This window comes from uncultured Vibrio sp. (assembly GCF_947488985.1).
Classification (GTDB): domain Bacteria; phylum Pseudomonadota; class Gammaproteobacteria; order Enterobacterales; family Vibrionaceae; genus Vibrio.
Map to the genome: position 1 here is coordinate 1 of NZ_CANLBV010000096.1, position 15,299 is coordinate 15,299.

At 45.4% G+C, this 15,299-nt stretch carries 14 protein-coding genes and 1 pseudogene; 13 read left to right on the forward strand and 2 right to left on the reverse strand.

Going from position 1 to position 15,299, the window contains the following annotated elements; all coding sequences use genetic code 11:
• The 7 genes from Q1A70_RS16385 to purF form a co-directional block, all read left to right on the forward strand.
• The coding region (locus Q1A70_RS16385) for a FimV/HubP family polar landmark protein (RefSeq protein WP_299693954.1) at positions 1-1,506 on the forward strand (1,506 nt) is incomplete at its 5' end.
• Between the two features lie 145 nt (positions 1,507-1,651).
• On the forward strand, positions 1,652-2,446 hold the full coding sequence (gene truA / locus Q1A70_RS16390; protein WP_299693958.1) for a tRNA pseudouridine(38-40) synthase TruA: 795 nt from the start codon (positions 1,652-1,654) through the stop codon (positions 2,444-2,446).
• A 175-nt stretch (positions 2,447-2,621) separates the two neighbouring features.
• The gene (gene accD / locus Q1A70_RS16395; RefSeq protein ID WP_299693961.1) at positions 2,622-3,548 is read left to right on the forward strand and encodes an acetyl-CoA carboxylase, carboxyltransferase subunit beta; all 927 of its coding nucleotides are present in this window, start codon (positions 2,622-2,624) and stop codon (positions 3,546-3,548) included.
• 42 nt (positions 3,549-3,590) lie between these two features.
• Positions 3,591-4,853: a bifunctional tetrahydrofolate synthase/dihydrofolate synthase gene (folC, locus tag Q1A70_RS16400; RefSeq protein WP_299693964.1), complete on the forward strand. Its 1,263-nt coding sequence runs from the start codon at positions 3,591-3,593 to the stop codon at positions 4,851-4,853.
• On the forward strand, positions 4,854-5,429 hold the full coding sequence (locus tag Q1A70_RS16405) for an SPOR domain-containing protein (protein ID WP_299693967.1): 576 nt from the start codon (positions 4,854-4,856) through the stop codon (positions 5,427-5,429).
• Between the two features lie 61 nt (positions 5,430-5,490).
• Complete coding sequence (locus tag Q1A70_RS16410) at positions 5,491-5,985, forward strand: CvpA family protein (protein WP_299693970.1); 495 nt, start codon at positions 5,491-5,493, stop codon at positions 5,983-5,985.
• Between the two features lie 34 nt (positions 5,986-6,019).
• On the forward strand, positions 6,020-7,534 hold the full coding sequence (gene purF, locus Q1A70_RS16415) for an amidophosphoribosyltransferase (protein ID WP_299693974.1): 1,515 nt from the start codon (positions 6,020-6,022) through the stop codon (positions 7,532-7,534).
• 75 nt (positions 7,535-7,609) lie between these two features.
• On the opposite strand, the gene Q1A70_RS16420 is transcribed toward purF, so the two are convergent.
• Positions 7,610-8,485, reverse strand: a complete 876-nt coding sequence (locus tag Q1A70_RS16420; RefSeq protein WP_299693977.1) for a LysR family transcriptional regulator — start codon at positions 8,483-8,485, stop codon at positions 7,610-7,612.
• Positions 8,486-8,714: 229 nt separating this feature from the next.
• Here Q1A70_RS16420 and Q1A70_RS16425 point away from each other — a divergent pair, with 229 nt between their 5' ends.
• From Q1A70_RS16425 to recR, 6 genes are all read left to right on the forward strand, one after another.
• Positions 8,715-9,815, forward strand: a complete 1,101-nt coding sequence (locus tag Q1A70_RS16425; protein ID WP_299693980.1) for a response regulator — start codon at positions 8,715-8,717, stop codon at positions 9,813-9,815.
• Between the two features lie 360 nt (positions 9,816-10,175).
• Complete coding sequence (locus tag Q1A70_RS16430; RefSeq protein WP_299693992.1) at positions 10,176-10,547, forward strand: YbaN family protein; 372 nt, start codon at positions 10,176-10,178, stop codon at positions 10,545-10,547.
• Positions 10,548-10,708: 161 nt separating this feature from the next.
• Positions 10,709-11,254 (forward strand): adenine phosphoribosyltransferase, encoded by a 546-nt coding sequence (apt, locus tag Q1A70_RS16435; protein ID WP_019823185.1) that lies wholly within the window; start codon positions 10,709-10,711, stop codon positions 11,252-11,254.
• A gap of 18 nt (positions 11,255-11,272) precedes the next feature.
• Positions 11,273-13,507, forward strand: coding sequence for a DNA polymerase III subunit gamma/tau (gene dnaX, locus Q1A70_RS16440; RefSeq protein ID WP_299693984.1), 2,235 nt, complete (start codon positions 11,273-11,275; stop codon positions 13,505-13,507).
• A gap of 152 nt (positions 13,508-13,659) precedes the next feature.
• The gene (locus Q1A70_RS16445; RefSeq protein WP_017062338.1) at positions 13,660-13,989 is read left to right on the forward strand and encodes a YbaB/EbfC family nucleoid-associated protein; all 330 of its coding nucleotides are present in this window, start codon (positions 13,660-13,662) and stop codon (positions 13,987-13,989) included.
• A gap of 78 nt (positions 13,990-14,067) precedes the next feature.
• A complete protein-coding gene (gene recR, locus Q1A70_RS16450; protein ID WP_299693989.1) occupies positions 14,068-14,667 on the forward strand; it encodes a recombination mediator RecR in 600 nt (199 codons plus the stop codon).
• 86 nt (positions 14,668-14,753) lie between these two features.
• Here the strand turns inward: recR and aqpZ are convergent.
• Positions 14,754-15,221: pseudogene (aqpZ, locus tag Q1A70_RS16455) on the reverse strand (aquaporin Z); the annotation flags it as partial.
• Between the last annotated feature and the right edge of the window lie 78 nt (positions 15,222-15,299).

Genomic DNA, 15,299 nt, shown 5'->3' on the forward strand with positions numbered 1-15,299 from the left:
GAGCCAGAGCCAGAGCCAGAGCCAGAGCCAGAGCCAGAGCCAGAGCCAGAGCCAGAGCCAGAGCCAGAGCCAGAGCCTGAGCCAGTCCGTGCGGCTAATATGCCAGAGATCATCCCCAATGAATTTGGCGTACCACAAGACGATGATTGGTTGATTGAAGAAGATACGTCGGCACAAGAAACATTGGCTGAAGCTGAAACCGAAGCCGATGTTAAATCTGATGTTAAAGTAATACCAGAGCCAGTGGCACCTGCTGTTGAACCTACACTTGACGCTGAGCCTCAAGTAGAAATGGCACCGCAAGTTGAAACTGAGGCACAAGCTGAAGCCGATACACAAGCTGAAGTGCTAGGGCAAGAAGGCGAACCTGAGTTCTCGTTTGATGACGTTGAGCTTCCAGAGTTTGGCGAAGAAGACGCGTTGGCGGAAGTCATTAGTGAGCCTGATGAAGCACAGCTAGAGCAAGATTTAGCGCTTGATACAGAAAAGCTAGAGTTCGATGACCTTGAGCTTCCTGAATACGATGAAGAGAGTGCCAAAGCGGACTCGATTTTAGATGACATCGAGCAAAGTAATCCAGAGCCTGTTGCACACGACTCAGGCATAGAGTTGGATGAATTTGAGCTGCCAGAATACGGTGAAGATGAAGCCATCTCGGATGCGTTTGAAGAAAAGCCGGCCTCGATTACGGCGTTTAGCCCACAGGGGGAAGAGCAAGACGTGCTGCATGATTTGTTCTCAAACCCGCAAAGCTTTAATGGGGCTAGCGATTTCTCAGAGTTTAATGAGACAGAGTTGGCGGGTGATACCCCCCCTGGGTCCGCACCAAGCTCACCTGCAGTTTTAAGTACAGCTCAAGAGCAACCAGAGAATCTTGATAACTTTGGTGAAACAGCGTTAGCTGAGTTGCTTTCAGAAGAGACGCAAGATTCTGCCGATAACATGTTCAAACAGCCACTCGATGCCACATCGATTGATAGCGCAGGGCTAGATATTGATGCCATGCTTGAAGTGGGCGGCGAAGATTGGAAGGGCTTTAATTTAGCGCCAGAGCAACAATCTAGCCTACATCATGATGTCCCAGATGATCAGCAAGAGATCTGGGCGTCGGCAGAGCAGCAAACTGAACCGAAAATCACAAAAGAGAATTGGGCGGAGCAAGACAACTTAGCCGACTCGAGCAATCATAGTGATAAGCAATACATGACGATCGATGAACTGATGGCTCAAGTTGAGCAAGAAAGTGAAACGGTTATTAGCCCGGATGATGAAGAGCTCAAGCTTGACGTTGGTTTAAATGAATTCCCTGATGTGATCGGTGATATCGATAACTTTGATGTCGATAGCAATGCAGAAGCGGCAGGTAAGCTGGATTTGGCCAAAATGTATATCGAGATGAGTGACTCTAAAGGGGCTATTAAGCTCCTAGAAGAAGCGATTGTTGATGGCAGTGATGATATTCGACGTGAGGCAAAGAGTCTTATTGACAGGCTAAACGGTCGATAAATCCAACGAAACACCAAGGGTAGCGAATGCTACCCTTTATTTTTGGATGACTTTTTTTGATTATTGTCGATTTAACCCCATCCTATTTGGGATAGCTCTCATTTCCGTATATACTTTGTCGCCCATTTTCAAAGAGAACAAGAACATGAAAATTGCTTTAGGTATTGAATATAACGGTACCCACTACTTTGGTTGGCAGCGCCAGCGAGATGTGAAAAGTGTCCAAGAAGAATTGGAAAAGGCTCTTTCGGTTGTCGCCAATCACCCTGTAGAAGTTCAGTGCGCAGGTCGAACCGATGCTGGGGTTCACGGTACAGGGCAAGTTGTTCACTTTGAAACCAATGTTGACCGTAAAATGGTGGCGTGGACAATGGGTGCCAATGCCAATATGCCAAAAGATATTGCGGTGCGCTGGGCGATAGAAGTTAATGAGGATTTCCATGCTCGTTTCTCTGCAACGGCACGCCGTTATCGTTACATCATTTTTAACCATGCACTACGCCCTGGTATTTTAAACTCAGGAGTGAGCCATTATCATGGGCACCTTGATGAGAAAAAAATGCACGAAGCGGGTCAATACTTATTAGGCGAGAATGACTTTACGTCGTTCAGAGCCACGCATTGTCAGTCACGCAGCCCTTGGCGAAATATGATTCACTTAAACGTGACCCGTCATGGCCACTATATTGTGATCGATATTAAAGCGAACGCGTTTGTGCATCATATGGTGCGAAATATCACCGGTAGCCTAATTATGGTGGGTAAGGGCGATCAGAAACCAGAATGGATTCAGTGGCTTCTTGAAGCTAAAAATCGTAAATTGGCTGGTGCTACGGCTAAAGCAGAAGGCCTTTATTTGGTGGATGTTGATTATCCTGAACATTTTGAGCTACCACGAGAGCCGATTGGCCCGCTATTTTTACCGGATAATTTGAACTAAATGTGAGACTTAGATTCAAAAATGATCACGGTTTCGTGGGTAGAATAGTTAAAGAAAATAGGTACAACCAGTTTTTGATCCACAGTCGCTGTTTTATGTGCTTTAATTCCCACGCATAATTCCCAAATTTATTTCTTTCGCAATCAAGCGGAAGAATCGATATAAAAGGTCTTCCATGAGTTGGCTTGAAAAGATTTTAGAAAAAAGCAACATCGTAACATCTCGTAAAGCGTCCATCCCTGAGGGGGTTTGGACTAAATGTACATCTTGTGAGCAGGTTCTGTACCACGCTGAATTAGAGCGTAACCTAGAAGTATGTCCAAAATGTGATCATCACATGCGTATGAAAGCACGCCGTCGTCTGGATACCTTCCTAGACAAAGGTGAGCGCGTTGAACTAGGTATGGATCTTGAGCCACAAGACAAGCTCAAGTTTAAAGACTCTAAGCGTTACAAAGAACGTATTTCTACGGCTCAAAAGAACAGTGGCGAAACAGATGCGCTTGTAGCAATGCAAGGCGAACTAATGGGGTTACCGATTGTAGCCTGTGCTTTTGAATTCTCCTTTATGGGTGGTTCAATGGGCTCGGTTGTTGGCGCGCGTTTTGTTCGTGCTGTCGACGCGGCAATTGAAAACAATTGTGGCTTGGTTTGTTTCTCTGCCAGTGGTGGTGCTCGTATGCAAGAGGCATTGATGTCTCTAATGCAAATGGCCAAAACCAGTGCCGCTTTAGAGCGTTTGTCTACCAAAGGCCTACCGTTTGTTTCAGTCATGACTGACCCAACTATGGGTGGTGTCTCTGCAAGTTTGGCTATGCTTGGTGATATCAACATTGGTGAGCCAAAGGCACTGATCGGTTTTGCTGGACGTCGTGTAATCGAACAAACGGTACGTGAAGATCTTCCTGAAGGTTTCCAGCGCAGTGAGTTCCTACTTGATCACGGTGCTATCGACATGATTGTTGACCGTCGTGATATGCGTCAGCGTGTTGCAAGCCTTGTTGCTAAAATGACCAACCAACCTTCACCATTAGTAGTTTCTGTGAACGATTCACCGAATGAAGCTACTTATGAAGTACCAGAAGCGCCAGAAAAAGGGTAAAGTACCTTCTAACAAACCAACTTTATTATGGTTATGAGTTAGATGAGTCAACAACCTATTCCTCAAGCCACATCCTCTTTGGAGATGTGGCTTGATTATTTATCAAACATCCACACCAGTGCTATTGATCTTGGGCTAGACCGAGTTCAGGCCGTCGCCTCTAAGGCAAACCTCACCAAACCTGCTCAACATGTGATTACTGTTGCCGGAACCAACGGTAAAGGATCAACGTGTGCCCTGATGGAAGCCATTCTATTAGATGCCGGTTATTCGGTTGGTGTTTACAGCTCTCCCCACTTAATTCGCTATAACGAACGTGTTCGTATTAATGGTCAAGATCTACCCGATGAAAAGATGGTTCAATCTTTCGATTTCATTGAGAGGCAGCGTGGCGAAATCAGTCTGAGTTTTTTCGAATACGGCACTTTAGCCGCATTACGTGCTTTTCAAACGGAAGCGGTTGATGTTGTGTTATTAGAAGTGGGGTTAGGCGGGCGTTTAGACGCAACCAATATTGTTGAGCACGATGTGTCGGTGATCACTAGCTTAGCCGTCGACCATGTTGACTGGCTTGGTGACGACATCAATGTCATTGGTTTTGAGAAAGCGGGTATCTATCGTAGTGGTAAGCCAGCTATCTGTGGTCAACCTAAGCCACCGGCGACGGTTGCAGCGCACGCTGATGATATTAAGGCTGAGTTCTATCAAGTCGGCATCCAATATACCTATGATGTGGATGGCGATACTTGGAACTGGCGCAGCGGTGCATTCCAATTAGAATCTCTACCTATTCCAAGCCTACCGCTACCAAACGCAGCAACCGCGTTGATGGCATTAGGCACTTCAGAACTTAGCATCAGTGATGTGAATGTCGTTAATGGTATGAAGAACGCACAACTTCCTGGGCGTATGCAACAAATTAGCGATCAACCCGTGATTGTTCTTGATGTGGCACACAACCCACATTCAGCCGAGTACTTTGCGCAGCAAGTAACGAAGCAATACGCAGGCAAAAATTTACACGTTGTCGTCGCTATGCTTCATGACAAAGATATTCCAACGACATTGGCAGTATTAGCCCCTATCGCAACACAGTGGTACCCAGCGTCATTACAAGGGCCACGCGCAGCCACATCCGCTGAATTGTGTCAAAGCCTACCACAAGGTGTAGAGCAGTACTCAAACCCTGTCGCGGCGTTTGAAGCGGCTTTAACTGCGGTTAAAGGTGACGATGTGGTGTTGGTTGTCGGTTCTTTCCATACCGTGGGTGAGGTGTTGGAGCATTGGCAGAAAAAAGGAAACTAAATGGCAAGTAAATTCCAAAGCCGACTCGTTGGCACCATCATTTTAGTGGCCATTGGCGTGATTGTATTGCCCGATCTACTCGATGGTAAAAAGCTCCACTATAAGGAAGAGTTCGCAAGCATTCCGATTAAGCCAGAGCTTGATAGTAACGTTGAAGTGTTTGAAGTTCTTGCCCCTGTAGAAGATCAAATTGCACTGCCGGACTCTCCGGTTGAGCAAGTGATTGAAAGTGGGGGAGGCGATAACTCAGATATGCAAACGGCGTCAGCTTCCAATAGTAAAGAAGCAGACAAAGTGGCGGTTGTCGTGAAGCCAGTACCGGAAAAAAATGAATACCAAGACAGTGCTTGGCTCATCCAACTGATGGCTTTGAAGAATGCTGACAACGCAAAAAACGTTGTTAAGGATTTACAAAAGCGAGGTTACCAGGCTCACACTAAGCAAGAAAAAACTTTTACGCGAGTAATTATTGGCCCAGATGTCTCTAAATCCAAACTTGAGCGACAAATTAAGGAATTAGAAAAAATTACGGGTTCAAAAGGTCAATTGCTCAAATTTAAACCGTTAAATCCGTAAGTAAACGTTTGCGTCAGCATTTTTTCTGTTAAAATGCGCCCCAACTTGAGATGAAGAATTCATGAATTGGTTAGATTTTGTCATTTTAGGCGTGATCGGCTTCTCTGCCGTGATCAGTTTAGTTCGTGGTTTCGCTAAAGAAGCGTTGTCACTCGTTATTTGGTTTGGAGCATTTTTTATTGCTAGCCAGTACTACGCTAAATTAGCCGTGTACTTCACCAATATTGAAGATGAGATGTTTCGAAACGGAGCTGCGATAGCAGCATTGTTTGTTGCAACGTTAGTTGTTGGTGCCTTAGTTAACTATGTCATCGGTCAGCTAGTTCAGAAAACAGGTTTGTCTGGTACCGATAGAGTATTGGGTATTGTTTTTGGGGCACTAAGAGGTGTACTCATTATTTCAGCAATACTTTTCTTTGTTGATACTTTTACCAGCTTAAATGAAAGCGAATGGTGGGATAATTCTCAACTTGTTCCACATTTTAGAATGGTAATAGAACCTTTTTTTGAACATATCGAAGCGACATCAAGTTTCTTATCTTCTGGCGCACTTTAGCGCCAGTTAATGTCGAAAAATCGAGGGTTAGGACATGTGTGGTATTGTTGGAATCGTGGGTTCAACACCTGTAAACCAGTCTATTTATGACGCTTTAACTGTATTGCAGCATCGTGGTCAAGATGCCGCTGGTATTTGTACCATAGAAAGCAATCGTTTTCGTCTGCGTAAAGCGAATGGTTTAGTCAAAGATGTTTTTGAAGCAAAACACATGCAACGCCTCCAAGGTAACGTTGGCATTGGCCATGTTCGTTACCCGACTGCAGGCAGTTCAAGCGCGTCAGAAGCTCAGCCTTTCTACGTAAACTCGCCTTTTGGCATCACGTTGGCTCACAACGGCAACCTAACGAACGCAAACGAAGTTCGTGAGAAGTTGTTCGAGAAAGACCGTCGCCATGTAAACACCACCTCAGACTCTGAAGTTCTGCTGAACGTATTGGCTCATGAGATCGATACTGTTAAGGGTAATGTCACCTCAGAAGACGTTTTCCGCGCTGTGGCAAATGTGCACCGCACTATCCGTGGCGCTTACGCCGTTACCGCAATGATCATCGGCCACGGTATGATCGCATTCCGAGACCCACATGGCATTCGCCCATTGTGCCTTGGTAAGCGTGAAGTTGCTGGCAAAACAGAGTACATGGTGGCGTCTGAATCGGTGGCACTTGATGCCGTCGGTTTCGATTTCATGCGTGATGTCGCACCTGGTGAGGCTATCTATACAACATTCGATGGTGAGCTTTTCACGAAGCAATGTGCAGACAATCCACAGCTCAACCCATGTATTTTTGAGTTTGTTTACTTTGCACGCCCGGACTCATTTATTGACAAAATTTCAGTTTACAGCGCACGCGTTGAAATGGGTGAAATACTCGGTAAGCGCATTAAAGAAGAGTACGCAGACTTAGATATTGATGTGGTGATCCCAATTCCAGAAACATCAAATGACATTGCACTGCGTATTGCTCAAGCGATCAACAAGCCTTACCGCCAAGGTTTTGTGAAAAACCGCTACGTGGGTCGTACGTTCATCATGCCAGGCCAGCAGCAGCGCAAGAAGTCTGTTCGCCGCAAGCTCAATGCGATTCGCTCTGAGTTTAAGGGTAAGAACGTACTGCTGGTGGATGACTCTATTGTTCGTGGTACCACCTCAGAGCAGATCATTGATATGGCTCGTGAATCGGGTGCAACTAAAGTCTTTATGGTGTCAGCCGCGCCTGAGGTTCGCTTCCCTAATGTCTATGGTATTGATATGCCGAGCGCGACAGAGTTGATTGCTCATGGCCGTGACAATGAAACGATTTGCAAGCAGATTGGTGCTGACGCTTTGATCTTCCAAACATTGCCGGATTTAATCTCAGCAGTGGGTATGGGGAATCAAGATATTGCGCGTTTTGATACATCAGTATTTAACGGTGAGTATGTAACGGGCGATATTGACCAAGCCTACCTTGATTTCCTAGACTCATTGCGGAATGACGACTCAAAAGTTCAGCGTGAGATCCAACAAGAGCTTGCCAATCTAGAGCTACATAACGAAGGCGCTTAGTTTTTCATTAGCAAAAGAGCTGAATAACAAAAACCAGAGCATCGGCTCTGGTTTTTTGTTTGCGGAAAAGAGGGGCTAGTGAATGTGGTAGGCGATCACAAAATCAATGAACAATCTCACCTTCTCTGGCAAGTGGTCTTTGTGATTGTAAAGCATATAAATATCACGAGAGTTGGCACTCCAGTCTTCTAAGACTTGCACTAAACTACCATCTTCAATGTATTCTTTGATCATGACGTCAGGCATCAGGGTGATTCCTAGGCCCTCAGTACAGGCTAGTCTCACGACATTGAGTGCATTGGCATTGAAGCGACCTTTCTCACTATTGATGACGGTTTCTTCATTTGAATTACTCAGTTGCCACTTGATGAGTGGGTAACCCTTAAGAAGTGAGTGGTTAGCGAGTTCTTCAGCATGAGTTGGTGCAGGGTTTTTAGCTAAGTAATCTGGGCTGGCGATAAGAATGTCTTTCACTTCGCTAATTTTTCTTGCGATTAGACTGGAGTCACGTTGTGGACCGACTCTGAAAATTACATCCCATTCCGTTGGATCAAGCTGATCGGCTTGGTTGTTCATCATCAACTCAATATTGATATCAGGGTATTGAACCATGAATTCACTGAACATCGGCATCATCATGCGCTTGGTCAGGTTGGTTGGTGCCGTGATACGAATCTTACCAGAAGCCCCTTTACACACGTCGGTGAGCTCTTCTGCAGTAGAAGAAAGGCGTTTTAGTAGTGGAGAGCATTCATTAAAAAAGCGTTCACCAGCTTCCGTTAAGGAGAGTTTACGCGCGTGCCTATTGAGAAGCCTAAGATTGAGAGAGTCTTCTAAGGCTTGGATGCGTCGTGTAATCGTCGCAACTGGAATCATAGTTTTGCGCGATGTTGCGGTGTAGCTCCCATTTTCAACGACGAGTCGAAAGAGGTTTAAATCATCTAATTTCATAAGTTCTGACACATTTGTTTACAGACTGGATTAATTTAAACGTAATACTGGGATCCATGTTTGTGTTACGTCAACTTGTTGCATTATTTACATAGTATTCCAACCCTGGTTACGAATTACCAGTAAAGAGTGCGTATTTGTGTATTTATCATTTTGTTACTAAGTTCTATATTAGTTCTTAGAACCTATAACGATAATAATTCGACTACGTTTTGTGAGGTTAGAGATTATGTACAAAACTCACAGTCAGACAGTAATGACCTCGGCTCAGGAAATTATCGATCAAAAATGCGTCATGTTAGTTGATGATGATCCTATTTTTCGCCATATAACTAGCAAGTACTTACACAAGGTTGGCTATAAAGTGGTTGAGGTTGAGAATGGACTGGAGGCTCTGCAAAAGCTTAGAGGGGCAGCACCTGATTTAATCGTGTGTGATTTATCGATGCCGATTTTGGACGGTATCGAGCTTGTCGAAGAGCTCAGTTTAGAGTATCCATCAATGCCGATGATCGTTGTGTCTGCAACCGACGACATGTCCGATGTCGCGAGAGCATTAAAGTTTGGCATTAAAGATTTTTTAATGAAACCAGTTGACCATCGCCATTTAGGCAGTGCGATAGCGAATACATTAGTCGACTCATTCGATAATGTTTCAGATCAGCGAGACTTTTCTAGCCAATGGTTCTGTGTCGATGGTGGAGGTGAAATTCCGGAAGACCAAGAGCTCCATTGGCATCTCAATTACTTGCAAGACAATCCAAGCGCCGCTAAAGATCTCCTGCATGCGTTGCTTCCTGAAAAAGACACACAACAAGGTTCATGGCGTTGCAGTTATCGACTACTGCAATCAACCGAGATGATGCCATTAGTGTTTGATTACGCGTGGATGATGAATGGGCAGTTTGCTTTTTACCTCGTCGATTCGGCGTCGCCAAATAATGGCGGCTCCGCGACCACCTTATTGGTGAGAGCGCTGTTCCATGATTACTTAAGAAACAGAAAAGATTTGAATGCTGATCTCAAGGATATCGCTGAAATTGTGGAGAAGGGGATGCGTTGCTCTAAATGTGTAACTCCGGTTAATGCCTTATTTGGTGTCGCCAATCTCGTCGAGGGAACGGTCTCTATTTTACCTGCAGGTTTAGATGGACGTTGGTCGAATGGTCAAATAAACCAACAGATTGCTGCCGGTGTGCGTTTGGGTGAGGGCTGTAAAAAGAACTTCATTACAAGAGATTTACCGATTGAAAAAGGTTGTAAATTGTCACTCAGCCTACTTGGCACAGCCAGTTTTAGTTTAGATATCTGCCAAGGAGTTATCGATTAACCCTATATTCTCTCGGTTTTTGTGAGTAATTGGTTGGGATATGGTTACGCAAGTGGTGTGACTGTGCCCTTTTTGTTAAATGTCGATTTAGCAAAGCGGGTTTGGTTCGCCAGATACTTACCTTTACTAACACAAATAAGAAGTAATCATGGCCGATAACAAAGACTTTCAAGACCCGTTTAATGTATTCTACTTTTTAGGATTTTTAGCCGCATTTTTAATGATTCCATTGCTACCAGCAACACTTACGTTGACCCGTGTATTTAATGGTTACGCAACATTCTAGTTAAGCTGTCATTGCCGATTGGTGATAGCTAACTCAAGGAGGCCACAATTAGCGTTCGAGTTCTCAGCCTGAATATTGCTGGTGGTCTTTGTATATTTCTTGCGGTTTTAGGGATTATTTTACCTCTTCTACCAACCACTCCTTTTCTCCTGCTTGCTAGCGCATGCTTTATGCGAAGCAATCCGAAAGTTCATCAATGGATGCACCAGCACAAAACGCTAGGCCCTTTGTTGAATAACTGGCATCAACACGGTGCGGTAACCAAGCAAGTAAAAGCGCGCGGCGTCTTCTTTATTGTGCTGAGTTTTGCGTTATCGATTTACTTAGCCCCGCTCATTTGGGTCAAGGCTTTCTTAATTTGTATACTTGTTGTTCTTCTCACATGGTTTATGCGGCTTCCGACCCATGAGTTGGTTGCTGACAGCAAAGAAAGTCACTACCATTAAGCCAGTGTGCCTGCTTATATAGCGGGCGTTTATTATTTCGGCAATTAGGGTTATGACTCTCGTTGCAATGAATACCAATCGTACCTTTCCTTAATTCTGAGCGTTGATGTTTGATTCGTTAACGAGGGTTTGGAAAGCGGCCTAATGAAGTGCATAAGATTATGAACACAGAAAAAATCTCTCTGATCAAAGCAAGCATCAAAAGCATTCCTGATTACCCTAAAGCGGGTATTTTGTTCCGTGACGTAACAAGCTTGATGGAAGACCCAGCCGCTTACAAAGCGACTATCGATCTGCTAGCGGAAACATACAAGGACATGGGTTTTACTAAGATCGTTGGTACTGAAGCTCGTGGTTTCCTATTTGGTGCGCCTCTTGCACTTGAACTAGGTGTTGGCTTCATTCCTGTTCGTAAGCCGGGCAAGCTGCCACGTGAGACAGTGGCACAATCTTATGAACTTGAGTACGGTACCGATACGCTAGAAATCCATACCGACGCCATTGTTGAAGGTGATAAAGTGCTTATGGTTGATGATTTGCTCGCAACGGGTGGTACGATTGAAGCAACCACTAAGTTGATTCGTCAGCTTGGTGGTGTGGTAGAACACGCTGCATTTGTTATTAACCTTCCAGAAATCGGTGGTGACAAGCGCTTACAAGGCTTAGGTCTAGAAGTGTTTAGCATCTGCGAATTCGACGGTCACTAATCCTTTTCGGAATTATTCATGAGCTATCTTGCGTTAGCGCGAAAATGGCGACCAACCAAATTTAAAGAAGTGGTTGGTCAAGCCCATGTTTTAACAGCATTAGAGAATGCCCTTAGCCAGAATAGGTTGCACCATGCATACCTGTTCAGCGGTACACGAGGTGTTGGTAAAACAACCATCGGCCGTTTGTTTGCTAAGGGACTCAACTGTGAAACAGGCATTACGTCAACTCCTTGTGGTGAATGTGCCACCTGTAAAGAGATCGATGAAGGTCGCTTTGTTGACCTACTTGAGATTGATGCGGCATCACGAACCAAGGTAGAAGATACCCGCGAGCTTCTAGACAATGTTCAGTACAAGCCTGCACGTGGTCGCTTCAAGGTTTACCTTATCGATGAAGTACACATGCTTTCTAGGCACAGTTTCAACGCGCTTCTAAAGACGTTAGAAGAGCCGCCTGAGTATGTGAAATTCTTGCTCGCAACGACCGATCCACAAAAGCTTCCTGTGACGATTCTGTCGCGTTGTCTGCAGTTCCACCTTAAGCCGATCAGCGTTGATAATATTCACGAGCAGCTCGATCATATTCTTGAACAAGAAGATGTGACATCTGAGTCTCGTGCACTTGGAATGATTGCTCATGCTGCTGATGGCAGTATGCGTGATGCGCTAAGCCTTACTGACCAAGCGATTGCATTGGGTAATGGCAATGTCGTAACAGGTACTGTTGCTCACATGCTCGGCACACTGGACACCGACCAAGCGATTCACTTGCTTGAAGCGATCAGCAGTAAGCAGCCACAGCAAGCGATGGCGTGTATTCAAGCTCTTGCTGAAAATGGCGTTGAGTGGGATGGATTGCTTAATCAGCTTGCGACCCAGCTGCATCGTTTAGCGATGTTTCAAACTCTGCCATCAACATTAGACACAGCGCAGCCTGACGCTGAAAAGCTTGAACTACTGAGCAAAGTGCTAAGCCCGCAAGACATTCAGCTTTACTATCAAATAGTGTTGAAAGGTCGTGAAGACTTACCGTTGTCGCCAACCGCTCGTGTTGGTATTGAGATGGTAGTTTTACGCATGTTGGCATTTAGACCGGCTGAACAAGCGGCTGCCACGGCTATTTCGACTCAGTCGATAAGTCCTGTTGCAACATCGGCACAAAATCAGGTTCAGAGTGTTGCTCAGCCAGTGAGCCAACCTGCGCCAATGGCAGCTCCTAGACAGCCTCAGATGCAACAACAGGCGTCTCAACAGCAAGCTATGCAGCAGCAACCCGTACAACAGGCTCCGCAGCAGAATCCGACACAGTATTCAGATTCGAAAGGTTATGCTGAACACTCAGGCAACCAAGGTTATCCAGAACAGGATTACCCGCATAGCCAGTATGATGCACCACCGGCTTATGATGAGCGTCCAAGCTACGGTGCAGAGCAGCCTCAGCAGCAACAAACGAATTATCAGAACCCGACTCAACAGCCAAGCGCTACACCTTCTGCTTCCTCGGCTTCGCAAGGGCAATCAGCACGTGTAACTTCGCCTGTGAGTGGTTTACGTCACCAATTACGTTCTCAACGTAGAGGTAGTGCCGCGCAGGAAGGTAAAGGCTCAGCGCCAAAAAAGGCTAAAGCGACACCAGCAAAAACGTCAGTACTCGACCGAGTTGCCCAGCAACACGGTAGTTCTGAGCGGGTGTCGCCAGCTTCTTTAAAAGCCTCTTCAACAGAAAAAGTGACCAATGAGAATGAACCTTATCGTTGGAAACCGTCTAAACCTGTAGAGAAAGAGGTCAGCAAAGAGCTAACACCGACTCAGATCAAACGCGCGTTAGAGCATATTAAGACGCCAGAAATGGTTGAAAAGTTGCTGCAAGAGTCGATCGCTCAAGATGAGTGGTCCGCCACGATTCAAAAGCTAGAGACTGCCAAACTTGTCGAGCAGCTTGCACTGAATTCAGTATTTACGAAAAATGACACATCCATCACCTTAACGTTAAGAGCGAGCCAAGCTCATTTGAATACAGACCGTGCGCAGAGTGAGCTGTTACAGTCTCTCAATACTGTGCTCGGCGAAGAGTGCCATTTGAGTGTTGAAATTGGTGATGGTGGGGAAACGCCACTAGAATTACGAGAAAGGTTGTACCAAGGCAAATTGAAAGACGCGTTTACCGCTTTGGAAAACGATGCCAACGTACAGTTTATCGAAAGGCGGTTTGCTGCGGAGCTCGACAGAGACAGCGTTCGTCCTATCTAGAACGTTTTTTCGTTTAGTGACCAGCGTATCATCCCAGATAAGCAAATCTGAGAACTGAACATCGAGGGGTTGAATCACACTGTTTTAACCCCCATTTAAGCTCGTATAGCTTAATTAATTTTAATAAACCAATTAGACCAGAGAGTATTAACATGTTTGGTAAAGGCGGTATGGGCAACATGATGAAGCAAGCCCAGCAAATGCAAGAGCGCATGCAAAAGCTTCAAGAAGAAATCGCAAATATGGAAGTTACAGGTGAGTCAGGTGCTGGCCTTGTAAAAGTAACGATCACTGGTAGCCACAGCGTTCGCCGTGTTGATATCGATGAAAGCCTAATGGAAGACGATAAAGAGATGCTTGAAGATCTTATCGCTGCGGCTTTCAACGATGCGGCTCGTCGCGTTGAAGAAACTCAAAAAGAGAAAATGGCTAGCGTAACTGGTGGAATGCAACTTCCACCAGGTATGAAGATGCCTTTCTAAGTAACTTATTCTTAAAGATTAATTCAGGTAGTGGTTTGTGTTGAACAGTCCATTAGTTGAAAATTAGAACGGTTAACTATGCGTACCAGTCATATGCTGGAGCATTTGATGGAGGCCTTACGTTGTCTACCTGGGGTTGGCCCCAAGTCTGCGCAGCGTATGGCCTTTCATTTGTTACAGCGCGATAGAAAAGGCGGCCTACAGCTGGCTGAAGCTCTTAGTCAAGCGATGACCGAAATTGGTCATTGTAATGAGTGCCGTACTTTTACCGAAGAAGATACTTGCCATATTTGTACCAATCCTAAACGTCAGGATAACGGACAAATCTGTGTAGTAGAGAGCCCTGCAGACATAGCAGCAATAGAAGCAACGGGTCAATATTCAGGCCGTTACTTTGTGCTGATGGGGCACCTTTCACCACTTGATGGTATTGGTCCAAGTGACATCGGTCTCGATGTGTTGGACTACCGTCTGCGCCGTGGTGATATCTCTGAAGTCATCTTAGCGACCAACCCGACTGTTGAAGGGGAAGCGACCGCGCATTACATTGCTGAGCTATGTAATGCTCATAGAGTGAATGCTAGCCGTATCGCTCATGGTGTTCCCGTTGGTGGTGAGTTAGAGCTGGTGGATGGCACCACGCTTTCGCACTCCTTACTCGGCCGTCACAAAATCTAAAAAAGCCGCTTGGTGAATCATCACTAAGCGGCTTATTGCTTATTGCTTATTGCTTATTGCTTATTGCTTAAGAGTTTTTCCAGAGCTTAATCTGAGCCTCTTACCGCTTTGTATATCACAGCGCCAAGCACTGCACCAATGATCGGTGCCACCCAGAATAGCCATAATTGTGAAACAGCCCAATCCCCGACAAATACCGCCACGCCAGTACTTCGTGCAGGGTTCACCGAGGTATTAGTCACAGGAATACTAATAAGGTGAATTAGGGTTAAACAAAGACCAATTGCAATCGGTGCAAACCCAGCAGGTGCTTTTGAGTCCGTTGCACCCATTATCACAAACAGAAATACCATGGTCATGACCACTTCACAAACCAGCGCAGCTGTGAGGGAGTAGCCGCCCGGTGAGTGGTCGCCAAAACCATTCGAAGCAAAACCAGATGCCGCAGCATCAAACCCCATTTGGCCTGAAGCAATCACAAATAGCACGCCCCCGGCTATAATGCCGCCAATCACTTGCGAGATAATATAAGGGACTACATCTTTGGCATCAAAGGTAAGCGTCTTTAAATCGACTCATTCAATCCTTTCAATAAACGTCGTAACCTTTAACTTTGATCGTTAAAGGTACTC